The following is a 24,844-nucleotide window of genomic DNA, read 5'->3' as shown; positions in this document are numbered from 1 at the left end:
GACCGGAACGGCCCGCCCAGCGGGCCGTTCTTTTTTTTTGCGGCCTGCGCCCCGCTTTGCCGGCCCGCCACCTCTTTTGCCGGGGGGATTTGCCCCCATTTACCCCAGTCGATAGGCTCGTTTGTCGCCTGTCGTTCGCGACGCCCCTCCCCTTTTTGCAGGCCTCCGATGGCGATGGATTTCATCCGCATCCGCGGTGCGCGGACGCACAACCTCAAGAACATCGATCTCGACCTGCCGCGCGACAAATTGATCGTGATCACCGGGCTGTCGGGCTCGGGCAAGTCGTCGCTGGCGTTCGACACCATCTACGCCGAAGGCCAGCGTCGCTATGTCGAGTCGTTGTCGGCCTACGCGCGGCAGTTCCTGTCGGTGATGGAGAAACCCGACGTCGACCACATCGAAGGCCTGTCGCCGGCGATTTCGATCGAGCAGAAGTCGACGTCGCACAATCCGCGCTCGACCGTCGGCACGATCACCGAGATCTACGATTACCTGCGCCTGCTCTACGCCCGCGTCGGCCTGCCGCGCTGCCCCGACCACGGCTATCCGCTGGAGGCGCAGACGGTCAGCCAGATGGTCGACCAAGTGGTCGCGCTGGGCGAGGGCGATCCCGAACACAGCGGGCGCTGGATGCTGCTGGCACCGGTCATCCGCGACCGCAAGGGCGAGCACGCCCAGGTGTTCGACCAGCTACGCGCGCAGGGGTTCGTGCGGGTACGGGTGGACGGTGAACTGCACGAAATCGATGCGGTGCCGCCGCTGGCGCTGCGCCAGAAGCACACGATCGAGGCGGTGATCGACCGCTTCCGTCCGCGCGAGGACATGAAGCAACGCCTCGCCGAGTCGTTCGAGACCGCGCTCAAGCTCGGCGACGGCATGGCGCAGGTGGTGTCGCTGGATGATCCGGCGACCGCGCCGTTGCTGTTTTCGTCCAAGTACAGCTGCCCGGTGTGCGACTACGCCCTGCCCGAGCTGGAGCCGCGGCTGTTCTCGTTCAATGCCCCGGCCGGCGCCTGCCCGACCTGCGACGGCCTCGGCGTCGCGCAGTTCTTCGACCCGGCGCGCGTGGTCGTGCACCCCGAGCTGGCCCTGTCGGCCGGCGCGGTGCGCGGGTGGGACCGGCGCAACGCCTATTACTTCCAACTGATCCAGTCGCTCGCCAAGCACTACCGGTTCGACGTCGACGCGCCGTGGCAGCAACTGCCCGACGACATCCGCCAGGCCGTGCTGTTCGGCAGCGGCAACGAGGTGATCTCGTTCTCCTACCTCAGCGATGGCGGCACCCGCCACCAGCGCAAGCACCGTTTTGAAGGCATCGTCCCCAACCTGGAGCGGCGCTACCGCGAGACCGAATCGTCGGCGGTGCGCGAGGAGTTGTCCAAGTACATCAGCGAGCGGCCCTGCACCGAGTGCGGCGGCGCCCGCCTCAACCGCGCCGCGCGCAACGTGTTCGTCGCCGACCGGCCGATGACCGACATCGTGGTGCTGCCGATCGACGAGGCACTGTCGTTCTTCAAACAGCTCGAGCTGCCCGGCTGGCGCGGTGAAGTGGCGACCAAGATCGTCAAGGAGATCGGCGACCGCCTGCGGTTCCTGGTCGACGTGGGCCTCGATTACCTGACGCTGGAGCGCAAGGCCGACTCGCTGTCCGGCGGCGAGGCCCAGCGCATCCGCCTGGCCAGCCAGATCGGCGCCGGTCTGGTCGGCGTGATGTACGTACTCGACGAGCCGTCGATCGGCCTGCACCAGCGCGACAACGAGCGCCTGCTCGGCACCCTCACCCGTCTACGCGACCTCGGCAACACCGTGATCGTGGTCGAGCACGACGAGGACGCGATCCGGCTGGCGGACCATATCGTCGACATCGGCCCCGGTGCCGGCGTGCACGGAGGCGAGGTCATCGCCGAAGGCAGCTACGAGGACGTGCTGGCCGCACCGCGCTCGCTGACCGGGCAGTACCTCAGCGGCGCGCGCCGCATCGAAGTACCGGCCAGGCGGCACGAACCCAAGGCCGACATGACCCTGCACCTGCGGGGTGCCAGCGGCCACAACCTCAAGAACGTCGACCTCGACATTCCCGCCGGCCTGCTCACCTGCATCACCGGCGTGTCGGGCTCGGGCAAGTCGACCCTGATCAACGACACCCTGTACGCCATCGCCGCCAACGAGCTCAACGGCGCGTCCCGTCCGGTGGCGCCGTACCGGTCGGTGGAGAACATCGATCTGTTCGACAAGGTGGTCGACATCGACCAGTCGCCGATCGGCCGCACCCCGCGCTCCAATCCGGCGACCTACACCGGGCTGTTCACTCCGCTGCGCGAGCTGTTCGCCCAGGTCCCCGAAGCGCGCGCGCGTGGCTACGCGGCCGGGCGCTTCAGCTTCAACGTGCGCGGCGGTCGTTGCGAAGCCTGCCAGGGCGACGGGCTGATCAAGGTCGAGATGCACTTCCTGCCCGACGTGTACGTGCCCTGCGACGTCTGCGGCGGCAAGCGCTACAACCGCGAGACGCTGGAGATCCTCTACAAGGGTTACAACATCAACGACGTGCTCGAGATGACCGTCGAGGATGCGCTGGAGCTGTTCGAGAACATCCCGTCGATCGGGCGGAAGCTGGAGACGCTGGTCGACGTCGGCCTGAGCTACATCAAGCTCGGCCAGTCGGCCACCACGCTGTCGGGCGGCGAGGCGCAGCGCGTCAAGCTGTCCAAGGAACTCTCGCGCCGGGACACCGGGCGCACGCTCTACATCCTCGACGAGCCGACCACCGGCCTGCATTTCCACGACATCGAACACCTGCTCAGCGTGCTGCACCGGTTGCGCGACGACGGCAACACGGTGGTGGTGATCGAACACAACCTCGACGTGATCAAGACCGCCGACTGGATCGTCGATCTGGGCCCCGAGGGCGGCCATCGGGGCGGTACCATTCTGGCCACCGGCACGCCGGAACACGTCGCCTCGCTCGAGCAGTCGTACACCGGGCGCTTCCTGGCACCGTTGCTGGAGCGGGCGAAGGCGTTGGCCCCGGCGGAAGCCGCCCCGGCCAAGGCGAAGGCGACCGGCCGCAAGTCCACCAGGAAAACACCCCGCGCATGAGCGACACCGACGCCACCAGGAAGAAGCCCGCGCGGAAGTCGCGCAAGACGCCGGCCAAGACGGCACGCCCGGAGAGCAACGCACCGCCGGCAGCAGTGACGAAAGCCGGTCCCGCCCAGGAGGCACCGGCTCCGTCGCGCGACGCGTCGCCGTCGGCGACATCGGCACCGGCGGATGCATCCGCGGCGAAGCCCGCTTCTTCGAAATCCCGCCGATCCAGGTCCCGCACGGCGACCCCGGCTCCGGCTCGGCCGGAGCACCGCGAGGAGACACCCGCTCCTCCCGTGGCCCGGGAGACCGTCGCCGGGACCCAGGCTGCGGAGCGTACCGCGCCCGCCGCGCTGATCCGCGTACCGATGCCGGTGCGCTGGCGGGACCTGGACGCCTTCAACCACGTCAACAACTCCAAGTACCTGAGCTACCTGGAGGAAGCGCGCCTGCAGTGGATGCTGACCGTGCCCGGCATGGGCATGGACGACCACGTCGCGCCGGTGGTGGCGGCCGCCCAGCTCAACTACCGCCGCCCGATCACCTGGCCCTCGCAGGTCGGGATCGAGTTGTTCGTGGAACGGCTGGGCAACACCAGCCTGACGGTGGGCCACCGCATCGTCGACTCGACCGACGACACCGTGCTGTTCTGCGACGGGCACGTGGTGATGGTGTGGATCGACCGCGACAGCGGCGCCGCCGCCGCCCTGCCGCAGGCGGTGCGGGAAGCGTGCGGCGACTGATTCCGCCGCACTCGCTGTAGCCCGCAATTGGCGTCGCCCCTGCAGAACGGCGCGGCGCCTCCACGCAACTCCCGCGTGATGCCGACAGGATCGGGAAGTCTCTTACATTCCGGGTCCGCGGACCTCGAATTCGCCCCGCAGGACGCCGCCGTCCTCGAGCTGGAACTCCACCTGCACCGATTCGCCCGGTGCGAGTTTGCTACGGGGCTGCATCAGCATCAGGTGCAGCCCGCCCGGCGCCAACGTAGCCTCGCCGCCGGCTTCTATCTGCAGCCTTGGCATCGCCCGCATGCGGCTGACGCCATCGACGATGCGGGTTTCGTGCACCGACACGTCGCCGAACGACGGACTGCTCGCGCCCACGATGGTCACCGGCGACCCGCACGCGTTCGAGATCCGGCCGAAACCGGCAAGCATCGGCATCGCGACGGGCGGCAGTCGCACCCAGCCCTCCTCCACGGTCGGAGCGCAGTCGCGCGCGCATGCCGGCAACGCGATGCCGGTGGCCAGGGCAAACAGCAGGAGCGACGAAGCACGGATCGGAGTCATCGGCCTATGATACCTGCAGGCCAAGACCGGAGTCCGCGATGCACCGTTCCCTGTCGTTGCTTGCCATCGCCTGCCTGCTGGCGGCGTGTTCGGCCGAGCAGCGTTCGCCCGACCGCGACGCCCAGGTTCCCGCAGCACCGCCGGTCGAACCTGCCGGCAACGGCGAGGAACCCGAGGCCGCCGTCACCCGGCTGACCATCTACAACGCCGGTTACGAGGCGCTGGCCACGGTCGACCGGCCGCAGCCGGGCATGCCCGGATACGCGCTGGTCGAGCGGCCGCTGCACTACTCGCTGACGGCCGGCCCGAACGCCATTTCCGCCACCGGGGTGCCGCCGTCGATGGACGCCGAGGCGACGATCCTGCGCCCGCAGAGCGCCGGCGTGGGCATCGAGTCGCAGCGCTATATCGCGCCCCTGGCCGGCACCACCGACGTCACCTCGCAGGTCATCGGCCAGCGGATCACCGTCGAGCACACCGCCGGCGGCGCGAAGCAGACCGACACCGGGACCCTGATCGCGGCCAACGACGGACTGACGCTCGCGCTGGGGGACGGCCGGGTCAAGGTGATCCACGATTACGACAACTTCAGCGTGGTCGACGGGGCCCGCCTGCTGCCCCAGCAGGCCGAGTTGCAGTGGACCGTCCGCGCCAGCGCGGGCGGCGATGCCGATTTCACCTTGAGCTACCCGATGGGCGGCCTGGCGTGGCGCGCCGAGTACCTGGCGACGGTGGCCGAAGGCGCGAACTGCCAGCTCTCGCTCGACGGCGCGGCGCTGGTCGCCAACCGTGCGGGGGTGACCTTTGCCGACGCCCGCCTGACCCTGGTCGCCGGCGAACCCAACCGGGTGCAGCCGGAGCGCCGATACATGGCCCGTGGCCAGGCTTACGACGCGGTGGCCACAGCCGCACCGGCTCCGCAGATGGCGGTGCGGCGCGACGCCGGCGAGTACCACGCCTACGAGGTGCCTGGCAGCACTGCCATCCGTGCCGGCACCACCGAACGCGTCCCGCTGTTCGCCGCCAGCAGTGCCATCGATTGCGAACGCACGTACGTCGTCGACGCCGGTGGCCCGGACTGGGAACCGCCGCGGCCGCTGCTGGAGCCCGGATTCCGTGGCGACACCGGCAACCTGCCGGTAAGGGTCGCCGTATCGGTGAGCAACACCGCGGAGGCCGGCCTGGGCCGGCCGCTCCCCGCCGGGCGCGTGCGCGTGTACGAGGGCCGCGATTTCCTTGGCGAATCGTCCCTCGGCCATACCCCGGTCGGCGCCGACATCCGCCTCGAGGTCGGCAAGGCGTTCGACCTGACCGCACAGCGGGAAGGCACCGGACTGCGGGTCGACCGCGGCGGCCGCACCATCACCGAGTCGTTCGCCATCGAGCTGGCCAATGCCAGCGAGGAGGACGCGACCATCCACGTCGTCGAGCCGCTGCCGCGCTGGAGCGACTGGGAGATCGTCGAGAGCAGCGTGCCGTCCGAGCGGCGCGACGCGCGCCATGCCGAATTCGAGGTGCCGGTACCGTCCGGCAGCCAAAGCCGGCTGACCTACACCGTGCGTTACCGCTGGCCCGAAGGCGTCAGCCCGTGAGCGCGGTGGAGGTGATCGCGCACGGCCGGGTGGTCGAGCTCCGGTTGGCGCGCGGGCCGGTCAACGCGCTGGACCCGTCCCTGTGCCGCGACCTGCGCAATGCGCTGGATGCCGCGGTCATTGCCGAGGCCGGCGGCATCGTGCTCTCGGGCGGTGCCAAAGTGTTCTCGGCCGGACTGGACGTGCCTTATCTGCTGGGCCTGGGCGATGATCGCGAGGCGCTCACCGCGGCGTGGCAGGCGTTCTTCGCCGCGGCGCGCGCGCTGGCGACCTGCCCGGTACCGGTGGCGGCGGCGATCACCGGACACGCACCGGCAGGCGGCTGCGTGCTTGCCCTGTGCTGCGACTACCGCGTCATGGCCGCCGGCGAATTCCGTATCGGCCTCAATGAAACCCAGGTCGGCCTCGTCGCCCCCGAAGGCATCCAGCGCCTGATGCGCCGGGTGGTCGGGCCGGCACGCGCGGAGCGCCTGCTGGTCGCGGGGGAACTGGTCGAAGCGGAGCGCGCGCTGCGGATCGGGCTGGTGGACGCGCTTTCCGACCCCGACCGCGTGGTCGACCAGGCCATTGCCGCACTGCAGCCACTGCTCGCCCTGCCGCACGAGGCGATGAGCCAGACCCGGCGCATCGCCCGCGCCGACATCGTCGAGGCGTTGCAGCCCGAACACATCGAGCTGGAGCGGTTTGTCGAAGCCTGGTATTCGCAGGGCACCCAGGAGGCGCTGAAGGCGCTGGTGGCGAAGCTGGGCAAGTAAGGCGGCAGACAGCGCGCGGCGGAGGATCAGTCTCCGAGCGTCCCAAGGGCGATCTCCGTGCTTTTGTCCCCCAAGGGGACTTCCTTTGGGCGTAGGAGCGGCTTCAGCCGCGATCGCAGGACCGGTCGCTCGCCGATTCCACGATCGCGGCTGAAGCCGCTCCTACAACGCCATGGGGATCCGAGCGACTGGCAGCGCAACGAGGCCTGAGCAACTGCGGGTCAGCTTGCCACCGGCCGCGCCGGATCCTCCAGCCAGCCGCTCCACGAACCGGTGAACAGCTTCGCGCCACCAAGGCCGGCGTGCTCCATCGCCAGCAGGTGGTGGCAGGCGGTCACTCCGGAGCCGCACATCACCGCGACCTCCTCGGGCCGCCGGCCGCGCAGCAGCCCGTCGAATTCGCGCGCGAGCGCGTCGGCGGACTTCCAGCGGCCTTTGTCGAGATTCTCGCCGTAGGGGCGGTTGACCGCGCCCGGCACGTGTCCCGCCACCCGGTCCAGCGGTTCGACCTCGCCGCGGAAGCGCTCGGCTGCGCGGGCGTCGATCAACAACCCCTCGCCGGCCAGGTGCGCCTGCACGGCTTCGGCGTCGAGCAGGCGCGCATCGTCGAAGGTGGCGACGTACCCGGCCGGCTGCGGCTCGGGGATTTCGGTGGATACCGGCGCGCCCCGCTCCATCCACGCCTTCCAACCGCCGTCCAGCACGGCCACGTCGCGGTGTCCCAGCGCACGCAGCAGGAACCACGCGCGCGACGCCGCCAGTGCACCGTCGCCGCCGTCGTAGATCACCACCTGGTGCTGCGGGGTGATTCCCCAGCGACCGAGACGGGCGGTGAAGTCGGTCGCGTCGGGCCATGGATGGCGCCCGCCGCGCCTGCCGTGGTCTGACAGGTCGCGGTCGAGGTCGGCGAAGCGCGCACCCGGGATGTGGCCCTGCCGGTACGTCGCCTCGCCCGCCGCCCGATCGGCCAGAGACACCCGCGCATCGAGCACCACCACGTCATCGCGGTGCAGCGCCTGTTCCAATGCCTCCACCCCCACGAGGGTCCGCCACCGCCCGCCGGACTCGTTCATCGCGCTTCCTCCAGCCTCTGACGCAGGTTCCATAGTATCGACGCGGTCGCGCCCCAGATGCGCTGGGTCGGATAGCGGAACTCGAGCACCCGGCGCGGGCGCCCGCGATATTCCAGCTCACGGCTTTCCAGGTTCGCCGGGTCCATCAGGAAACCCAGCGGCACCTCGAACACTTCCGCCACCTCGGCGGGGTCCGGCCGCGCGACGTAGGCGGCGTCGATCATCGCAACCACCGGCAGCACGCGGAACCCGGTGATCGTCACCAGTGGATCGAGCAGGCCGAGGGGGTGGATCAGCTCACCCGGCACGCCGACCTCCTCGTGGGTCTCGCGCACGGCCGCGGCGATGGCGTCGCGATCCAGCGGCTCCACCCGCCCGCCGGGGAAGCTGACCTGCCCCGCGTGGTGGCGGAGCTCGTCCGTACGACGGGTCAGCAGCACCGTGGTGCCGGCCTCGCGCGCCACCAGGCCGACCAGGACGGCGGCATCGGCCAACTCGACGGCCGGCTGCAGCAGGTCCGCGACGTCGGCGTGGTTCCAGCCGTGGCCCACGGTCGGCGCGTCGAGCGGGCGCAATGCGGCCGTCAGCGCGGCGATCCCGGCCGGCGTTGCCGGCCCGGCCAGGCAGGTCACGGGCTGGAGGCCTCCCTCGCCGGCAACACCTCCTCCATCAGGTGCAGACGCTCGCGATCGTCCATCTGCGACCAGCGCGCGATCTCGTTACCGGTGCGGTAGCACCCCTCGCACAGGCCGCGTTCGTCCAGGCAGCACACGCCGGTGCAGGGAGTGAGGACGGCGGGCTGGAAGGCGGTCATGTCGCGGATCCGGGAAGATGAAAACGATTGCGCCGGCACAGGGCCGGCGCAAAAGGAGAGTCGCTGTACCCGCCTGCGCGGGATATCGCACCGCGCCCGCACGAGCGGCGGGCGCGGCCTGGCGTCACTGGACGCTGAGCAGCTTGATCTCGAACTGGACGGCCATGTTCGGCGGGATGCCGGTGCGCGGATCGGCGCCATAGGCCTTGTCGGCCGGCAGCGTCACTTCCCACTTGGAGCCGGCAGGCATCTGCAGCAGCACTTCGCGCATGGCCGGCATCTCGACCTCGCTGACCTTGATCGCCGGCATCGCGCGGCCCTGCGCGTTCTCGCCACGCTGGCCCCACGGGAACGGACCGGCGACCTCGAGCTGCACGGTGCTGGCCTGGGTCGGCTTGGCGCCGTTCCCGGCCTCGATCACGCGGTACTGCACGCCGCTGGGCAGCGACTGCACGCCGGACTTGGCCTTGTTCTGCGCGATGAAGGCGTCGCTGCGGGTCTTGTTCTCCGCGGCGGCCTTGTCCCATGCCGCCTTGGCCTGCGCGGCCTGGCGCTTCTGCATGTTCTCCACAGCCACGCGCAGCTGGTCCACCGGAACCGAAGGCTCCTTCTTGGCAAAGCCGTCCTGCAGGCCCTTGACGATGGTGTTGATATCGAGCGCTTCGCCGCTTTCGCTGGCATTGCGGCCCAGGTCGTAACCGAGCGCGTAGCTCAGCTTGCCCTTCTCGGTCGAGGTGTCCTGCGCGATGGCATGGCCCGCGGTAAGGGTCAGGGCCGCAACGGCGACCGCGATCAAACGCAACTTCATTCGGTGGAACCTCCGGTGATGACGCGAGCGGCGGCACCGCCCCGTATATGGGTGGTCCAGCCGGTCGAACGGCCCCGGATGGACGCGCTAGGATAACGGCGGCAGGGCTTAACCGCCACTGACGTCCCACCCTCTGACAGCACGGCCGCGCGTGAGTTCCACGTCGGCGGCCGCGCCTCACTCCGAGCCGGCATTCGCAGCCATTCCGCGGGAGCGCAAACCATGTCCGACATCCAGAATCCGTCCCCGGTGACGGTCGCCGACCACGGCGCCGTGCGCGTGGTGACCGTCAATCGGCCCGACAAGCTGAACGCGCTGAACGCGGCCACCCTCGATGCACTGCACGAAGCCTTCGATGCCGCCGCGGTCGACGCCGCGATCCGTTGCATCGTGCTGACCGGCGCCGGCGCCAAGGCGTTCGTCGCCGGTGCCGACATCAGCGAGATGAACACCCTGACGCCGGTGCAGGGCCGCGACTTCTCGCTGCGCGGCCAGCGCCTGATGCGCCGCATCGAGAAGATGCCCAAGCCCGTCGTGGCGATGATCAACGGCTTCGCGCTGGGTGGCGGGCTGGAGCTGGCGATGGGCTGCCACCTGCGTATCGCCGGTGACAATGCCAAGCTCGGCCAGCCGGAGGTCAACCTCGGCCTGATCCCGGGCTTCGGCGGCACCCAGCGCCTGCTGCGGCTGGCCGGCCGCGCGGCGACGCTGGAACTGTGCCTGGTCGGCGCCCCCATCGACGCCGCCCGCGCGCGCGAGCTGGGCATCGTCAACCGGGTGGTGCCGGCCGCCGAGCTCGAAGCCGAGACCATGAAGCTGGCCAACCAGCTGGCCGAGTCGGCACCGCTGGCACTGCGCGGCGTGCTCGACTGCGTCAATGTCGGCGGCGAATGCGGCATCGAGGAAGGACTGGAGTACGAGACCGCGCAGTTCGGCCTGATGTTCTCCACCGACGACATGCGCGAAGGCACCGGCGCGTTCCTGGAGCGGCGCAAGCCGGCGTTCGCCGGACGCTGAGCCGCGCGTGGCCGACCACTTGCCCTGCCGTTGCGGCTGCACCCGTCCGGGTAGCGGACGCGTGCACCACATCGCGAACGCGCTGGCGCTCGACGACCTGGACCAGGCGATCGATGCGGGACTGCTCGAGATCGACTCCTGCCCTGCGTGCACGGCCGACTGCCAGTCCTCGGTGATGGCCGCGCGCGACGCCCGCCGTGCCGCACTGGCCGCGCGCGAACGCTACCGCGCGCGTGCCACCCGGCTGCAGCGCATCGCAGCCGAACGCGACGCGAGGCGCGCAGCACGTACGGCGCCACCGTCGCCCGCGCCGGGACAACCCGCCCGTCCGGCCCTGCCGCCGGCCGCGGCGGCGGCGCTGGCAAGGGCGAAGGCCCGCGCCGCCGGGCGGACCTGAGCCGGACGACGACCAGAGAACCGAGCAACATGCCGACCCCGTCTTCCAGCCCGACCCTGCGCCCCGTCCGCAAGCGATCCGCCCGCTCACGGCTCACCCGTGCCGAAATCGGCGAGATGTTCGCACGGCTGAAGTCGCTCAACCCGAAGCCGACCACCGAGCTGGAATTCTCCACGCCGTACGAGCTGCTGGTCGCGGTGGCCCTATCGGCGCAGGCGACCGACGTCGGCGTCAACAAGGCCACGCGCAAGCTGTTCCCGGTCGCCAACACGCCTCGACAGATTGCCGCTCTGGGAGTCGAGCGGCTCAAGCCGTACATCGCCACCATCGGCCTGTTCAACACCAAGGCCGCCAATGTCGTGGCGATGGCCGAACAGCTGCTCCAACTCCACGGCGGCGAAGTGCCGCGCGACCGCGAGTCGCTCGAGGCCCTGCCCGGCGTCGGCCGCAAGACCGCCAACGTGGTGCTCAACACCGCGTTCGGTGAACCGACCATGGCGGTCGACACCCACATTTTCCGCGTGTCCAACCGCACCGGGCTGGCGCCGGGGAAGAACGTGCGCGAGGTCGAGGACCTGCTGGTGCGGGTGATCCCCGCCGAGTACCTGCACGACGCCCACCACTGGCTGATCCTGCACGGCCGCTACGTGTGCAAGGCGCGCGTGCCCGACTGCCCGCATTGCGCGATCCGCGACATCTGCCGCTACAGGGACAAGACCCCGGGCGAACCGGTCCCGGCGACCCGCCGCGGCGACTGACCGCTCTGCTCAGTCGTGGCGGCCCTCGCGCAGCCACTTGGTCGCGATCCACTTCTCGCCCTCGACCACCGGCGCGCCTGCATGCAGGGTCCGGGTCATCGGGTGCGGCCGGTCGTAGCTGAAGAACACCGCGTTGCCCTTGATCGCCGCCGCCTCGAAGTGCGCCTCGGGGAAGGTCGTCGCGCCGCCGCGCGCCGGGGTGTTGAGGTACATCACCAGCGACGCCACGCGCTGCCCGCCGCGCGCGATCTGTTTCGTGCTGCCCGGCCACGCCGGGTCGAAGTAGTCGTGGTGCGGGCGATACTCTGCGCCCGGGCCGTAGCGCAGGATCTGCATCGCCTCGCCGTTCTCCACCGGCCAGTCCAGCAGCGCGGCGATGCGCGTCTCGATGCGCCGCACCAGCGCGCTTCCGCCGCGCTGGAAGTGGGTTCCGGCGCTTGTGCGGTCGACGTGCACCGCGTCGTCGCCGGTGTCTGGATCGAGGATGGTCGAGCGCTGCAGCTTCGGCCGTGACAGCTCCACCAGCTGGTCGCACTCCGCGTCCGACAGCAGGCCGCCGAACACCACCACGCGCGGCAGCAGCAGGTTCGCGAGCACCGCAACGTCGCGGTCGCCCGCGCGCATTACCGACGCGCCATTGAGTTCGACCGGCGACGGCACCGGCACTGCAGCCGGCAGGCCGGCGTCGCGGCTGCCGGCCGCCGCCCAGTCGCGCACCGCGGCCTCGACCGCGGCAACCGCATCTCCCCCGCTCCAGCCGTCATCGAGCAACGGTTTGAGCAGGGCCTCCGGCGGCTGCCCCGCACGGGCCTGGGCAAGGATCCATTCGACGGTCGAGGGAGCAAGTTCGCGTGTCATGCGACGAGTGTGCGCGCGCTTCGTTGCAGTTTTTTTATGACAGTGGGGTTTCATTTTCCCGGCGATTTGCGCCGTTCCGGGCCGGTAATTACGAAACCGTTATTGCTGAAAGCCGGCTGTCACAAACCGCGCCTATAAATCCGCTCCGAATCTTCGCTACAGGGGACGCGGGATTCGGGTCCGGACGGGAAAGTCCGGCCTGTATCCGGTTTCCGTGCGTTGACCCAACCCGACGATCGGAGACATCGCGCAAATGGCTGCTTCCAGCAATACCAAGACCCTCCTGATGACCCTCACCGCGGCGCTTGCGCTGAGCGCCTGTGGCGGCGGTTCCGACAACGTGGCCTCGCCGGGCGAAGGCGCCTTCCCGCCGCCGCCGAGCACCACTCCGCCGCCGACCACGCCCCCGCCGACCACTCCGCCCCCGACCGTCCCGCCGCCGACCGCGGCCGAGTGCCCGACCGGCACCGAGGACGTCGGCGAAGTCGCCGGCCTGACCAACTGCCAGCTGCCGTCGCGCATCATCGGCGAGCTGCTGCTGCCGCAGGTCGACGGCCTGGTGTATTCGGTCAACGGCCGCACCGACGTGGGCGAGGACATGGGCGGCGACGCCGCCAACCCGGCGCCGCTGGCACGCAAGGGCACCCTGCGGATCGAGCCGGGCGTGACCGTGTTCGGCTCGGCCGGCGCCGATTTCCTGATGGTCAACCGCGGTTCGCAGATCTTCGCCGAGGGCGAGGCCGGCAACCCGATCGTGTTCACCAGCCGCCAGAGCGTCGAAGGCAGCACCGACGTCGATTCGATCGGCCAGTGGGGCGGCCTGGTGCTGCTCGGCCGCGCCGCCATCAGCACCTGCCCGGGCACCGCGCAGCCCGGCACCGCCACCTGCGAGGCGCAGGTCGAAGGCGCCAACGGCTACTACGGCGGCAACGCCAACGACGACAACACCGGCGTGCTGCGCTACGTCCGCGTGATGCATTCGGGCTTCGAGGTCCTGCCGGACGTCGAACTCAACGGCATCACCCTGGCCGGCCTTGGCAACGGCACCACGGTCGAGTACGTGCAGGTGCACAACAGCTCCGACGACGGCTTCGAGTGGTTCGGCGGCACGGTCAACGCCAAGTACCTGGTCGGCACCGGCAACGACGACGACACCTTCGACACCGACTCTGGCTACCGGGGCGGCATCCAGTTCGGCCTGATCGTGCAGCGCGCCGGCGGCGGCGACCGCATGAACGAGATGAGCTCGCAGGACCTGCCGTACCGCTCGATGCCGAACCTGGCCAACGTCACCTTCGTCGGCGCCGGCCACGACAACGCCATCGTGCTCAACCAGGGCACCCTGGTGGGCTACTACAACGCGGTGGTCACCGGCGGCGCGCCGGCCTGCGTCGAGTTCCAGTCCGACACCACCGACGGCGTCTTCCACTCCACCTACCTGTCGTGCGACGTGCCGTTCGCCGGTGGCGCCAGTGGCCGCGAAGCCGCCGCGTTCAACGCCGGCACCAACAACGCCACCGGTGCCTCGACCCTGACCGGCGGTTTCATCAACGGTGCCAACGAGGCGGCGGTCCCGGCCTATGCCGGCCTCGCCACCGTCAACGCCGCCTTCGCCGATGTCGACTACATCGGCGCGGTCAAGGACGCCAACGACACCTGGTGGCAGGGCTGGACCTGCGGCCTGACCGCCGACGACTGCTGATCGGCGATGGACGTGGCGGTCGCGGCCGCCACGTCCCGGCGAACGGGGCAGGACGTCCGTGGCCCCGCTCCCTGATCGATGCCGCGGCCCCGTCCGCGGCATCGATTCATCCGGACAAGCGAATCCATTGAAAGGCAGCCATACATGAAGCTCACCCCCGCCCGCACGGGCCTGTTCCTGGCGATCTCCGCCCTGCTCGCGCCCGGCGTGGTGCTGGGCCAGTCCACCCAACAACCCCAGCCCGCCCCGGCCACCCCGTCGGCCGTCAGCGGCGGCACCACGGGCGCCGCCGCGGCGCCGATGCAGGCGACCGAACTCGACGTCGTCCAGGTCCGTGGCGAGTACATCCCCGAACCGATGCTGCTCAGCTCGGCGGTGATGACCCACGTGTCGAAGGAAGACCTCGAGCGCCAGGGCGACAGCACCGCGGCCGACGCGCTGCAGCGGGTGGCGGGCATCAGCCTCAACCACGGCCGCTACGTCTACGTGCGCGGCCTCAACGAGCGCTACTCCGCGGCACTGCTCAACAATTCGCCGCTGCCCAGCCCCGAGCCGCTCAAGCGCGTGGTGCCGCTGGACCTGTTCCCGACCAACGTGCTGCAGACCATCGAGGTGCAGAAGACCTACTCGGCCAGCATGCCCGGCGAGTTCGGCGGCGGCACCATCAACCTGTCGAGCGCGGTGATCCCCGAGGAGCCCTTCCTCGACCTCAAGATCGGCACCGGCGGCAACAGCGAGACGACGTTCCAGGCCGGCCTCACCCATTACGGCGGCGGTGACTCCGACTTCTTCGGCTACGACGACGGCACCCGCAAGATGACCGCCGAGCTGAAGGACGCGATCGCCACCGGCAACCGCATCACACCGGGCCGCGACTTCAGCAGCGACGAAGTCAAGAAGATCGCGCGCAGCTTCACCAACGCCCCGCTCAACCTGCTGCAGGCGACCGACAGCGTCGACCCCGATTTCAACGCCGAGATCAGCATGGGCAACGCCTTCGACGTCGGCGGCGACGCGCGGCTGGGCCTGGTCGCCACCGCCGCGATGAAGAACAGCTGGCGCACCCAGATCGGCGTGCAGCAGGACGGCGCGGTCGAGAACGGCAAGATGGCGGTGCAGAGCGACTACGACTTCATGTCGACCACCAACAACGCCACCGTCAACGGCCTGTTCGGCGCCGCGGTCGACTGGGACGGCCACCGCGTCGGCCTGATGACGATGTACGTCCACGACACCGACAAGGAAACCCGCAGCAGCGAGGGCTACAGCCTGCTAACCGGCGACAACGTGCGCGACGACACCACCCACTGGTTCGAGCGCGAGATGATCAACACCCAGCTCACCGGCGAGCACGCGTTCGGCGAGTACCGCGACCTGACCGTCGACTGGCGGGCCAGCCACTCGCGCGCCAGCCGCGACGCCCCCTACGAGAAGGGCTTCCGCTACCGCGAGGACGCCGACGGCTTCTGGCAGCACGATGCCTCGCAGGCGCAGAACTACACCCGCTTCAGCAACGTCGACGAGCGGGTCGACAGCGCCGGCGTGGACGCGGCCTGGCGCCTGCCGGTCGAGATGGATGCCACCCTCAACTTCGGCGCGGCCTGGTCGGAGACCGACCGCGACGCGGTGTCGCGCGAGTTCCGCCTGCTGTCGCTGGGCAACCTGCCGTTCTACGAGCGTTACCAGCGTCCGGATTACCTGCTGTCGGACTACAACATCAGCCAGGGCTACCTGACCCTGCGCGAGACCACCGGCGGCACCGGCGCGGCGGCGTACCACGGCTTCCTCGACACGAAGGCGGCCTATGCCGAGGTCGAGGCGCAGCTGACCGGCACCGTGCGCGCCAATCTCGGCGTGCGCTACGAGGAGGCCTACCAGGGCGTCCGCCCGATCGACCTGTTCGAGGAAGGCCAGCCGCTGCCGACCGCCCGTCCGCTCGACAACGACTACTTCCTGCCGGCGCTGTCGATCACCTGGAACGTCGCCGAGAACCAGCAGTTGCGCTTCGGTGCCTCGCGCACCATCGCCCGCCCGCAGTTCCGCGAGCTGGCCCCCCAGCAGTACCTCGACCTCGACAGCGACCGTCTCGTCATCGGCAACCCGTTCCTGGTGGACAGCGAGCTGACCAACCTCGACCTGCGTTACGAGTGGTACTTCGACCAGGGCGAGTACCTCAGCGCCGGCCTGTTCTACAAGGACATCGAGAAGCCGGTGGAGATGGTGCTCAACGGCCGCTCGGGCTCGAGCTGGCAGCAGAGCTTCATCAACGCGCCGGCGGCCGAGGTGCTCGGTGTCGAGCTGGACTTCCGCAAGTACTACGACAGCCCGTTCGACTGGGCCGGCGGCAGCCGCCTGTTCCTCGGTGCCAACTACACCTGGTCCGACTCCGAGGTGCAGGTGGACGAGGGCGACGTCGCCTACACGCTCGCCGGCAACGGCCGCCCGCAGGACGCGTCGGAACTGGTGCTGGACGGCAGCCGCCTGCAGGGCCAGTCCGAGCACCTGGCCAACCTGCAGTTCGGCATCGAGAACGAGGCGACCGGAAGCCAGGCCACCGTGCTGGTCGGCTACGCCAGCGAGCGCATCAACGCGCGCGGCATCAACGGCTACTCGCCCGACGGCATCGTGGTGGTCCAGCCCGACTACATGCAGGACCCCGGCACCACGGTCGACCTGGTGCTGAAGAAGGGCTTCAACCTCTGGGACACCGACGTGACCCTGTCGTTCGAAGCGCGCAACCTGCTGGGCGAGGAGTACCGCGAGTACCAGGAGTTCGGCGGCGGCCGCGCCGACGTGATGCGCTACGACCTCGGCACCAGCTACTCGTTCGAGATCAGCGCTTCGTTCTAAGGGTGCGTGTACGGCCTCCGGGGCTTGGGGAAGTGCCCGGACGCCGTGGCCCGGCAGGGAGACCTGCCGGGTTTTTTTGTGTGACACCGCGCCGCAGCCAATGTGTCAGCTGCAATCAAACCGTCACCAAACCGTCTCATCCTGTGCGCACGCCTGAAACGTCAGTGCCCCGGCACCACAGGAACCATGCACTTCCCCGCATTGCCCGACCGCAGCGTCCTCGCCGACTGGCGCCGCTGGCTGCCCCTCACGACCGAGGTCGTGCTGGTGTTGCTGCTTGCACTGCAGGCCGGGCGGATCGTCTGGATACTGGCCGGACCGCCTTCCATCGAAGCGGTTCTGCCGTCCGGTGTCGGGGCGACAGTAGACGTCGGTGATTCGCCGGCGCCCGCTCTGCCGTCGGTCGACGTGTTCTTCCGCTCGGCCACGCCCGCGGCGTCCCGCGGCGGGGCGATGGGCTACCGGCTGTTCGGTGTGCGCCGCGATGGCGACGGCGGTTCGGCGATTCTCGGCAAGAACGACCTGCAGGCGTCGTACGCGGTCGGCCGCGAGGTCGCGCCCGGCGTGATGCTCGAATCGGTCGGCGACGACCACGCCGTGCTGCTGGCCGGCGGCGCGCGCCACCGGTTGGAACTGCCTGATTCCGGCGGCTCCGCCGCCGCGACGTCGCCGCATTCCGCGAGCCGCCAGACCCGTCCGTCTGCGCCGCCGGCCGCCGCGGGCACTACCGCGGCGGGCCGTGTCAGCGGCGCTGCGAGGCCCCCAGGCGCGACCGCCCGGACACCAGCCACCACCGCAGCCGCCACCCCAGTCGACCTCCGCAAGCTCGTCACCGAAGCTGGCCTGCGACCGAACCTCTCCGGCGGCTTCACCGTCTCCTCCTCCGGCGACGCCGCGCTGCTGCAACAGGCCGGGCTCGCCGCCGGCGACGTGCTGCTGGCGGTCGACGGCACGCCGCTGACCGTGGCCAGCGTCGCCGGACTGGCCGGCCAGCTACAGGGTCGCAACGAGGTGCAGCTGCGCTTCCGCCGCGACGGCCAGGTCCACACCACCACCCTCAAGGCGCCACGATGACCCGTCGCACCACCGGCGCCCTGCTCGCGCTGCTGCTGGCCACCCAGCCGGCCCATTCCGTCCTCGCCCAGGCCGCGCCGGCCGTCGACACGCCGCAGGCGTTCAACGTGCGCAACGCCGACCTGCGCGCCTTCATCGAGGACGTCGCCCGCGCCACCGGCACCACCTTCATCGTCGAGCCCGGCGTGCAGGGCACGGTCAACTACTCCAACGACCAGCCGCTGAGCGGGTCGGAGCTGCTCGGCGTGCTGCTGACCATTCTGCGCGCCAACGGACTGGTAGCGGTGCCGGCCGGGCCGGCGACCTACCGGGTGGTGCCCGACGACACCGCCGCCCAGCAGCCACGCACCGCCGGCGCCGGCACGCTCGGCTTCGCCACCGAGGTGATCCCGCTGGCGCGGGTCGACGCGCGCATCGCTGCCGAGACGATCAAGCCGCTGGTCGGCCGCGGCGGCGTGGTCATCGCCACCCCGCAGGGCAACAGCCTGCTGGTGGCCGACTACGCCGACAACCTGCGCCGCATCCGCGCCCTGATCGCACAGATCGATACCGACCGCGCGAGCATCGACACCGTCACCCTGCGCAACAGCTCGGCGCGCGAGATCGCCGCCACCGTCAACGGCCTGTTCGGCGGTGGCGGGGCCGAGGGCGGCAGCGCGGCGCTTTCGGTGCTGCCGGTGGCCAGCAGCAACTCGATCGTGGTGCGCGGCGACCCGGCGCTGATCCCGCGCGTGGTGCAGATGATCCTGGAGCTCGACCGCCGCGCCGAGAGCACCGGCGACGTGCAGGTGGTGATGCTGCAGCACGCCAGCGCCGAACAGCTGTTGCCGGTGCTGCAGCAACTGGTCGGCCAGCCCGCGGGCGGTGACGGCAGCGATGGCGCCTCCGTGCAGGTCACCGCCGGTAGCGCCGGCGCCAGCGTCGATGCCGGCCAGGCCCAGGTGATCGCCGCCACCCCCGGCAAGCGGCCGACCATCGTCCGCGCGCCGGGCCAGAACGCGCTGATCATCAACGCCGATCCCGAGACCCAGCGCACCCTGGTCGGGGTGATCAAGCAGCTCGACGTGCGCCGCCAACAGGTGCTGGTGGAGGCGATCGTGGTGGAGATCTCCGACGACGCCGCGCGCGAGCTCGGCGTGCAGATCGCCGCCGCCAACCGCAAGGGCGTGCCGTTCGGCACCACCCAGTTCCACCGCGACGGCACCCCCGGCATCACCGAACTGGCCGGCGCCGCGCTGCTCGACGACGACGACGATTCCGACCTCGCCGAGACCGCCCGCCGCGCCGCGCTGCAGTCGCTGCTGGGCCTGACCGGCGGATTGGCCGGCATCGCCGGCAGTGCCGGCGACACCCTGTTCGGCCTCGTCATCAACGCGGCGAAGACCGACAACGGCTCCAACCTGCTGTCGACCCCGTCGATCATGACCCTCGACAACGAACCGGCGCGCATCCTGGTCGGCCAGGAAGTGCCGGTCACCTCCGGCGAGGTGCTCGGCGACAGCAACGCCAACCCGTTCCGCACCATCGAGCGGCAGGACGTCGGCATCCAGCTGGAGGTCACCCCGCAGATCAATGCCGGCGGCGGCATCACCCTGCAGCTGCGGCAGGAGGTGTCGTCGATCGCCGGCCCGGTGTCGGCCGACTTCGACGAGCTGATCCTCAACAAGCGCGAGGTCGAGACCCGGGTGCTGGTGGACGACGGCGCGATCGTCGTGCTCGGCGGCCTGCTCGACCAGGCCGACCGCCACTCGCTCGACAAGGTGCCGCTGTTGGGCGACATCCCGCTGCTGGGCAACCTGTTCCGCTCGACCGGCCGCTCGCGCAGCAAGACCAACCTGATGGTGTTCATCCGGCCGACGATTGTCGGCGGCCGCGAGGACGCGCAGCGGGTGACCGCGCCGCGCTACGACTACATGCGCGACGCGCAGCTGCAGCTGGACGACGGCAAGGCACGCGAGGCGGCGCTGGACGTGCTGGTGCGCGACTACCTGCGCACCCGACCGCCGGCGATGCCGGCCAGCGTCCCGGCCGTCCCGGCCGTCCCTGCCGCCCTGCCCGCCGCGGCACCCGCCGCGACCGGCGACGCCGGCACCCCGTGACCCGGCGATGAGCACGCCCGCGCCCGCCCTGCCCTACGCCTTCGCCAAGCGCCACGGCGTGCTGCTGCTCGACGGCGCCGACGATGCCGGCGTCGGCGTCGCCCTGCGCGAGGGCGCCGACCCGGTCGCGCTGGTCGAGGTGCGCCGCGTGCTCGGCCGGCCGCTGGCGGTGCAGCCGCTGGCGCGCGCGGTGTTCGACCGCCGGCTGTCCGAGGTCTACGCCGACGCCGGCCTTGGCGATGCGGGCACGGTCGATGCGCTCGACGCCCACGGCGGCCTCGACTCGCTGGTGGAGGACATCCCCGCCACCGCCGACCTGCTGGAGAACCAGGACGACGCGCCGATCATCCGCCTGATCAACGGCGTTATCGCCGAGGGCGCCCGCGTCGGCGCGTCCGACATCCACATCGAGCCGTTCGAGTCGACCCTGCGCGTGCGCCTGCGGGTCGATGGCGTGATGCGCGAGGCCGCTCGCCTGCCGAGCCGGATCGCGCCGCTGCTGGTGTCCCGCGTGAAGGTGATGGCGCGGCTCGACATCGCCGAGAAGCGCGTACCGCAGGACGGCCGCATCTCGGTGGCGATGGGCGCCAAGGCGCTGGACGTGCGCGTCTCCACCCTGCCCGCGCGCGGCGGCGAGCGGGTGGTGCTGCGCATCCTCGACAAGGACCAGGGCACGCTGACGCTGGAGCAGCTGGGCATGCCGCCGGCGGTGCAGGCGGCGTTCGCAAAGGCGCTGCAGGTGCCCAACGGCATCGTGCTGGTCACCGGCCCGACCGGTTCGGGCAAGACCACCACCCTGTACGCCGGGCTGGCCTCGCTCAACGACGGCAGCCGCAACATCCTCACCGTCGAGGACCCGGTCGAGTACGCCATCGACGGCGTCGGCCAGACCCAGGTCAACACCAAGGTCGGCATGACCTTCGCCGCCGGCCTGCGCGCGATCCTGCGGCAGGACCCGGACGTGGTGATGGTTGGCGAGATCCGCGACCCGGAGACCGCGCAGATCGCGGTGCAGGCCAGCCTGACCGGCCACCTGGTGCTGTCGACCGTGCACACCAACGACGCAGTCGGCGCGATCACCCGACTGCGCGACATGGGCATGGAACCGTTCCTGCTCGCGTCGACCGTGCGGCTGGTGCTCGCCCAGCGGCTGGTGCGACGGCTGTGCCCGCATTGCCGCGCATCGCGCGAGAGCGACGCGCTGGTGCGGCAGGTCATGGGCGCCGGTTTCGGCGGCACCGTGTACCGCTCCGACGGCTGCGCCCGCTGCAACCACACCGGCTACGCCGGCCGGCTCGGCGTGTACGAGGCGGTGGTCATCGGCGACACCCTGCGCCGGCTGATCGGCGACAACGCCGACGAGGATACCATCGCGCGCGCCGCCTTCAGCCGCTCGGCGACGCTGGCCGCCTCGGCCCGCGCCGCGGTGGCGCGCGGCGACACCACGCCGGAGGAAGCGCTGCGCGTGGCCCGGCAGGACGACACCCCGCCGGTGGTCGCGGCATCGGACGACGGCCATGCCCGCGTTTGACTACGCCGCGCTCGACACCCGCGGGCTGCCCCGCGAGGGCGTGATCGACGCCGCCAGCCCGGCCGACGCGCGCGAACGGCTGGCCCGCCGCCGGCTGGTGCCGGTGCGGATCGAACCGGCCAGCGCCGGCGGCGACGCCGGGCCGAACTCGCTGCTGGACCGTTTCACCGGCAAGGACCTCGCCCTCGTCACCCGCCAGCTGTCGAGCCTGGCCGCCGCGATGACACTGGAGGAAGCCTTGCGCACGGTCGGCGCGCAGGCCGAGAAACGCGCCGTGCGCCGCGTGCTGATGGCGACCCACGCCCACGTGCTCGAAGGCTTCCGCTTGTCCGACGCGATGGCGCGGCAGGACCACGCGTTCCCGCCGCTGTACCGCGCGATGGTCGCCGCCGGCGAAGGTTCCGGCGCCCTGCCGGACATCCTCGAGAGGCTGGCCGACCTGCTCGAGCGCGAGCAGCAGGTGCGCGGCAAGCTGGTCACCGCGCTGGTCTACCCGGCCGCGCTGGCGATGACCGCGGTGGCGGTGGTCATCGCGCTGATGGCGTTCGTGGTTCCGAAGGTGGTCGAGCAGTTCGACTCGATGGGTCGCGAACTGCCGCTGCTGACCCGGCTGGTGATCGGCGTATCCGACCTGATGGCCGCCGGCTGGCTGACGGCACTGGTGCTGCTGGCGGTCGGCGCGGTCGCGTTCCGGCAACTCATGAAGCAGCCGGCGTTCGGCCGCCGCTTCGACGCGTTGGTGCTGCGGCTGCCGCTGCTCGGCCGTCTGGTCCGCGACGTCCATGCCGCCCGGATGTCGCGGACGCTGTCGATCATGGTCGGCAGCGGCCTGCCGATGATGGAGGGCCTGGTCATCACCGCGCGCACCGTGCACAACCGCGTGCTGCGCGAGGCCACCGACCGCATGGTCGGCTCGATCCGCGAGGGCGGCAGCCTGTCGGGCGCGATGCGCCGCGCGGGCGTGTTTCCCCCGACCCTCCTCTACATGACCACCAGCGGCGAGGACAGCGGCCGCCTGGGACCGATGCTCGAGCGCGCCGCCGACTACCTCGAACGCGAGTTCAACACCTTCACCTCGGTGGCGATGAGCCTGCTGGAGCCGCTGATCATCGTCGTGCTCGGCGGCGTGGTCGCGGTGATCGTGCTCGCCATCCTGCTGCCGATCCTGCAGTTCAACTCCCTTGTCCTTGGTTGAGGTACACCCATGCGCGCACGTCCCCGCACGCCCCGCCACGCCGCCGGTTTCACACTCGTCGAGTTGATGGTGGTCATCGTCATCATCGGCCTACTGGCGACGGTGGTGATGATCAACGTGATGCCCAGCCAGGACCGCGCGATGGTCGAGAAGGCCCGCGCCGACGTGTCGGTGCTGGAGCAGGCGGTCGAGACCTACCGGCTGGAGAACCTGGCCTACCCGCGCACCGAACAGGGCCTCGACGCGCTGGTGCGGGCGCCGGCCGGGCTGGCGCGGCCGGAGCGCTACCGCAAGGGCGGCTACGTGCGCCGGCTGCCTGCCGACCCGTGGGGCAACCCGTACCAGTACCGCCATCCGGGCCGCAGCGGCGCGTTCGACATCTACTCGTTCGGCGCCGACGGCGCCGAGGGTGGCGAGGGCGACGCCACCGACATCGGCAACTGGAACTGAGCCAGGCCGATGCGTCGTCGCAGTCGCCAAGCTGCCCGAAGGCCGACCGGCTTCACGCTGGTCGAGCTGATGGTGGTGCTGGTGATCCTCGGCCTGGCCGGGGTCGCGGTGGTGCTGACCGCGCCCGGTGACGGCCGCCGGCTCGCGCTGGAGGCCGACACGCTGGCGGCGCGACTGGTGCGTGCGCAGGAGGAGGCGATCCTGACCACGCGCGCGGTGCAGGTGACGGTCGACGCCGCGGGCTACGCGTTCGCGCGGCAGGACTTCGGCGACTGGCAGCCGCTCGACGAGGGTCCGTTCGGGCCGGTCGCGTGGAGCGAGGGGACCACCCTCGGCGGCGACGCAAACCGGCAGGTCGGCCAGCAGGTCAGCTTCCGCTTCGACCCCACCGGCAACGCCCGGGCCGGCGAGGTGCGGCTGCGGCGCGACGGGCAGGCGGTGCGGGTGGCGGTCGACGCCGCTGGTGAGGTCACGGTCGATGGCCTGCGTTGATGCCCGCCGGGCCGCCGCCGGCTTCTCTTTGATCGAGCTGCTGGTCGCGCTGGCGGTGTTCGGCCTGACCGTGCTTGCCCTGCTCAACCTCGCCGGCGAGAACACCCGCACCGCCGTGGTGGTCGAGGAGCAGGTGCTTGCGGGCGTGGTGGCCGACAACCGTGCCACCGAGGCGCTGCTGGCGACGCCGGCGCAACTGGCGGCCGGCGCCGACGGCGGTGAGTCGGTGCTCGGCGACCGCGCATGGCGCTGGACCCGCACCGTCAGCCCGACCGACATGGCGGCGATCGTCCGCATCGACGTCGCGGTGATGCCGGCCGGCGAAGAACGCGTCGCCGCCGAAGCGACGCTGTTCCGGGAGGCGCCGTGATGCACGCGCGGGCGGCCGGTTTCACCTTGGTCGAAATGATGGTGGCGCTGCTGGTCTTCGCCCTGTTGTCGGCGGTCGGGGTCGGGGTGATGGCCTATGCGGCCGACAACCAGGGCGTGATCCAGGCGCGGATGGACCGGCTCGGCGAGTTCCAGCGCGCGCGCGGGCTGCTGCAGGCCGACCTCGCCCAGGCCGCGGTGCGGCGCGTGCGCGGGCGCGACGGCACGGCCGCGCGCAACAGCTTCATCGGCCGCACCGACGGCGCCGGCCGCGACGGCGAACCACTGCTGGCGCTGGTCCGCCGCGGCTGGGCCAACCCCGACGGCGAGCCACGCGCGTCGCTGCAGTACGTCGAATACCGGATCGTCGATGGCCAGCTCGAACGCGCCAGCCGCGCCGCTCTCGACGGCGCCGCCACCGGCGTGCCGCAGGTGCTGCTGACCGGGATCCGGTCGGCGTCGATCGAATACCACTACCGCGGCCGGTGGAATCGCGGCTGGGCTGGCGGCGCCGGGGCGATGCCCGGCGCGGTGCGCCTCACTCTGGAGCTGGCGGAGCTGGGCCGGATCGAGCAGCTGTTCCTGTTGCCGGGGACGGCGCCGTGAGGTCCGCAAACACCCCGCGCCGCCG

The 24,844-nt window shown here is 70.8% G+C and carries 21 protein-coding genes and 1 pseudogene; 17 read left to right on the top strand and 5 right to left on the bottom strand.

Annotation, left to right across the window (positions count from 1 at the left end; all coding sequences use genetic code 11):
- Positions 1–168 precede the first annotated feature (168 nt).
- Positions 169–3,099 (top strand): excinuclease ABC subunit UvrA, encoded by a 2,931-nt coding sequence (gene uvrA, locus U8331_RS06145; protein WP_481132717.1) that lies wholly within the window; start codon positions 169–171, stop codon positions 3,097–3,099.
- Between the two features lie 356 nt (positions 3,100–3,455).
- A complete protein-coding gene (locus tag U8331_RS06140) occupies positions 3,456–3,830 on the top strand; it encodes an acyl-CoA thioesterase (protein WP_481132900.1) in 375 nt (124 codons plus the stop codon).
- 102 nt (positions 3,831–3,932) lie between these two features.
- Here U8331_RS06140 and U8331_RS06135 read toward each other — a convergent pair whose 3' ends face one another.
- Positions 3,933–4,379, bottom strand: a complete 447-nt coding sequence (locus tag U8331_RS06135; protein WP_481132716.1) for a copper chaperone PCu(A)C — start codon at positions 4,377–4,379, stop codon at positions 3,933–3,935.
- A 38-nt stretch (positions 4,380–4,417) separates the two neighbouring features.
- On the opposite strand from U8331_RS06135, the gene U8331_RS06130 reads away from it, so the two are divergent.
- Together U8331_RS06130 and U8331_RS06125 are read left to right on the top strand one after the other, a co-directional pair.
- On the top strand, positions 4,418–5,971 hold the full coding sequence (locus U8331_RS06130) for a DUF4139 domain-containing protein (RefSeq protein ID WP_481132715.1): 1,554 nt from the start codon (positions 4,418–4,420) through the stop codon (positions 5,969–5,971).
- Positions 5,968–6,726: an enoyl-CoA hydratase/isomerase family protein gene (locus tag U8331_RS06125; RefSeq protein ID WP_481132714.1), complete on the top strand. Its 759-nt coding sequence runs from the start codon at positions 5,968–5,970 to the stop codon at positions 6,724–6,726. Before U8331_RS06130 ends, U8331_RS06125 begins: the two co-directional genes overlap by 4 nt.
- A gap of 221 nt (positions 6,727–6,947) precedes the next feature.
- Here the strand turns inward: U8331_RS06125 and U8331_RS06120 are convergent, their stop codons facing one another.
- From U8331_RS06120 to U8331_RS06110, 3 genes and pseudogenes are all read right to left on the bottom strand, one after another.
- Positions 6,948–7,799 carry a sulfurtransferase gene (locus U8331_RS06120; protein ID WP_481132713.1) on the bottom strand — a complete coding sequence of 284 codons (852 nt, stop codon included), beginning with the start codon at positions 7,797–7,799 and terminating at the stop codon, positions 6,948–6,950.
- Positions 7,796–8,613, bottom strand: a pseudogene (locus U8331_RS06115) (CoA pyrophosphatase). The gene U8331_RS06120 and the pseudogene U8331_RS06115 overlap by 4 nt, the downstream one beginning before the upstream one ends.
- A gap of 124 nt (positions 8,614–8,737) precedes the next feature.
- Complete coding sequence (locus U8331_RS06110; RefSeq protein WP_481132712.1) at positions 8,738–9,421, bottom strand: FKBP-type peptidyl-prolyl cis-trans isomerase N-terminal domain-containing protein; 684 nt, start codon at positions 9,419–9,421, stop codon at positions 8,738–8,740.
- A gap of 222 nt (positions 9,422–9,643) precedes the next feature.
- On the opposite strand from U8331_RS06110, the gene U8331_RS06105 reads away from it, so the two are divergent.
- The 3 genes from U8331_RS06105 to nth all read left to right on the top strand — a co-directional run bounded on the left by U8331_RS06105 (position 9,644) and on the right by nth (position 11,593).
- Positions 9,644–10,438, top strand: a complete 795-nt coding sequence (locus tag U8331_RS06105; RefSeq protein ID WP_481132711.1) for an enoyl-CoA hydratase/isomerase family protein — start codon at positions 9,644–9,646, stop codon at positions 10,436–10,438.
- Positions 10,439–10,499: 61 nt separating this feature from the next.
- A complete protein-coding gene (locus U8331_RS06100; protein ID WP_481132710.1) occupies positions 10,500–10,835 on the top strand; it encodes a hypothetical protein in 336 nt (111 codons plus the stop codon).
- Between the two features lie 29 nt (positions 10,836–10,864).
- The gene (nth, locus tag U8331_RS06095) at positions 10,865–11,593 is read left to right on the top strand and encodes an endonuclease III (RefSeq protein ID WP_481132709.1); all 729 of its coding nucleotides are present in this window, start codon (positions 10,865–10,867) and stop codon (positions 11,591–11,593) included.
- A 9-nt stretch (positions 11,594–11,602) separates the two neighbouring features.
- Here the strand turns inward: nth and U8331_RS06090 are convergent, their stop codons facing one another.
- Positions 11,603–12,451 carry a 2OG-Fe(II) oxygenase gene (locus U8331_RS06090; protein ID WP_481132708.1) on the bottom strand — a complete coding sequence of 283 codons (849 nt, stop codon included), beginning with the start codon at positions 12,449–12,451 and terminating at the stop codon, positions 11,603–11,605.
- 253 nt (positions 12,452–12,704) lie between these two features.
- On the opposite strand from U8331_RS06090, the gene U8331_RS06085 reads away from it, so the two are divergent.
- The 10 genes from U8331_RS06085 to gspJ all read left to right on the top strand — a co-directional run bounded on the left by U8331_RS06085 (position 12,705) and on the right by gspJ (position 24,819).
- Positions 12,705–14,153, top strand: coding sequence for a hypothetical protein (locus U8331_RS06085; RefSeq protein WP_481132707.1), 1,449 nt, complete (start codon positions 12,705–12,707; stop codon positions 14,151–14,153).
- 144 nt (positions 14,154–14,297) lie between these two features.
- Positions 14,298–17,003, top strand: coding sequence for a TonB-dependent receptor domain-containing protein (locus U8331_RS06080; protein ID WP_481132706.1), 2,706 nt, complete (start codon positions 14,298–14,300; stop codon positions 17,001–17,003).
- 186 nt (positions 17,004–17,189) lie between these two features.
- Complete coding sequence (locus U8331_RS06075) at positions 17,190–18,077, top strand: type II secretion system protein N (protein WP_481132705.1); 888 nt, start codon at positions 17,190–17,192, stop codon at positions 18,075–18,077.
- Entirely contained in the window at positions 18,074–20,176 is a 2,103-nt protein-coding gene (gene gspD / locus U8331_RS06070) for a type II secretion system secretin GspD (RefSeq protein ID WP_481132704.1), read from the top strand. Before U8331_RS06075 ends, gspD begins: the two co-directional genes overlap by 4 nt.
- Positions 20,177–20,183: 7 nt before the next feature.
- On the top strand, positions 20,184–21,707 hold the full coding sequence (gene gspE, locus U8331_RS06065; RefSeq protein WP_481132703.1) for a type II secretion system ATPase GspE: 1,524 nt from the start codon (positions 20,184–20,186) through the stop codon (positions 21,705–21,707).
- Positions 21,694–22,902, top strand: a complete 1,209-nt coding sequence (gene gspF, locus U8331_RS06060; protein ID WP_481132702.1) for a type II secretion system inner membrane protein GspF — start codon at positions 21,694–21,696, stop codon at positions 22,900–22,902. Before gspE ends, gspF begins: the two co-directional genes overlap by 14 nt.
- 9 nt (positions 22,903–22,911) lie before the next feature.
- Positions 22,912–23,352 (top strand): type II secretion system major pseudopilin GspG, encoded by a 441-nt coding sequence (gene gspG, locus U8331_RS06055; RefSeq protein ID WP_481132701.1) that lies wholly within the window; start codon positions 22,912–22,914, stop codon positions 23,350–23,352.
- 9 nt (positions 23,353–23,361) lie between these two features.
- The gene (locus tag U8331_RS06050) at positions 23,362–23,844 is read left to right on the top strand and encodes a GspH/FimT family pseudopilin (protein ID WP_481132700.1); all 483 of its coding nucleotides are present in this window, start codon (positions 23,362–23,364) and stop codon (positions 23,842–23,844) included.
- Complete coding sequence (gene gspI, locus U8331_RS06045) at positions 23,831–24,214, top strand: type II secretion system minor pseudopilin GspI (RefSeq protein WP_481132699.1); 384 nt, start codon at positions 23,831–23,833, stop codon at positions 24,212–24,214. Before U8331_RS06050 ends, gspI begins: the two co-directional genes overlap by 14 nt.
- On the top strand, positions 24,214–24,819 hold the full coding sequence (gspJ, locus tag U8331_RS06040) for a type II secretion system minor pseudopilin GspJ (RefSeq protein WP_481132698.1): 606 nt from the start codon (positions 24,214–24,216) through the stop codon (positions 24,817–24,819). Before gspI ends, gspJ begins: the two co-directional genes overlap by 1 nt.
- The last annotated feature ends 25 nt before the right edge of the window (positions 24,820–24,844 follow it).

The organism is Lysobacter sp. CC-YZS074 (assembly GCF_056739745.1).
The sequence above is the reverse complement of the archived record's forward strand: the minus strand, read 5'-3'. Positions and strand labels throughout refer to the sequence as shown.

Excerpts from the sequence above, each read along its gene's own strand:
- uvrA (WP_481132717.1), top strand. The coding sequence starts at position 169 with ATGGCGATGGATTTCATCCGCATCCGCGGTGCGCGGACGCACAACCTC.
- U8331_RS06140 (WP_481132900.1), top strand. The coding sequence starts at position 3,456 with ATGCCGGTGCGCTGGCGGGACCTGGACGCCTTCAACCACGTCAACAAC.
- U8331_RS06135 (WP_481132716.1), bottom strand. The coding sequence starts at position 4,379 with ATGACTCCGATCCGTGCTTCGTCGCTCCTGCTGTTTGCCCTGGCCACC.
- U8331_RS06130 (WP_481132715.1), top strand. The coding sequence starts at position 4,418 with ATGCACCGTTCCCTGTCGTTGCTTGCCATCGCCTGCCTGCTGGCGGCG.
- U8331_RS06120 (WP_481132713.1), bottom strand. The coding sequence starts at position 7,799 with ATGAACGAGTCCGGCGGGCGGTGGCGGACCCTCGTGGGGGTGGAGGCA.
- U8331_RS06110 (WP_481132712.1), bottom strand. The coding sequence starts at position 9,421 with ATGAAGTTGCGTTTGATCGCGGTCGCCGTTGCGGCCCTGACCCTTACC.
- U8331_RS06105 (WP_481132711.1), top strand. The coding sequence starts at position 9,644 with ATGTCCGACATCCAGAATCCGTCCCCGGTGACGGTCGCCGACCACGGC.
- nth (WP_481132709.1), top strand. The coding sequence starts at position 10,865 with ATGCCGACCCCGTCTTCCAGCCCGACCCTGCGCCCCGTCCGCAAGCGA.
- U8331_RS06090 (WP_481132708.1), bottom strand. The coding sequence starts at position 12,451 with ATGACACGCGAACTTGCTCCCTCGACCGTCGAATGGATCCTTGCCCAG.
- U8331_RS06085 (WP_481132707.1), top strand. The coding sequence starts at position 12,705 with ATGGCTGCTTCCAGCAATACCAAGACCCTCCTGATGACCCTCACCGCG.
- U8331_RS06080 (WP_481132706.1), top strand. The coding sequence starts at position 14,298 with ATGAAGCTCACCCCCGCCCGCACGGGCCTGTTCCTGGCGATCTCCGCC.
- U8331_RS06075 (WP_481132705.1), top strand. The coding sequence starts at position 17,190 with ATGCACTTCCCCGCATTGCCCGACCGCAGCGTCCTCGCCGACTGGCGC.
- gspD (WP_481132704.1), top strand. The coding sequence starts at position 18,074 with ATGACCCGTCGCACCACCGGCGCCCTGCTCGCGCTGCTGCTGGCCACC.
- gspE (WP_481132703.1), top strand. The coding sequence starts at position 20,184 with ATGAGCACGCCCGCGCCCGCCCTGCCCTACGCCTTCGCCAAGCGCCAC.
- gspF (WP_481132702.1), top strand. The coding sequence starts at position 21,694 with ATGCCCGCGTTTGACTACGCCGCGCTCGACACCCGCGGGCTGCCCCGC.
- gspG (WP_481132701.1), top strand. The coding sequence starts at position 22,912 with ATGCGCGCACGTCCCCGCACGCCCCGCCACGCCGCCGGTTTCACACTC.
- U8331_RS06050 (WP_481132700.1), top strand. The coding sequence starts at position 23,362 with ATGCGTCGTCGCAGTCGCCAAGCTGCCCGAAGGCCGACCGGCTTCACG.
- gspI (WP_481132699.1), top strand. The coding sequence starts at position 23,831 with ATGGCCTGCGTTGATGCCCGCCGGGCCGCCGCCGGCTTCTCTTTGATC.
- gspJ (WP_481132698.1), top strand. The coding sequence starts at position 24,214 with ATGCACGCGCGGGCGGCCGGTTTCACCTTGGTCGAAATGATGGTGGCG.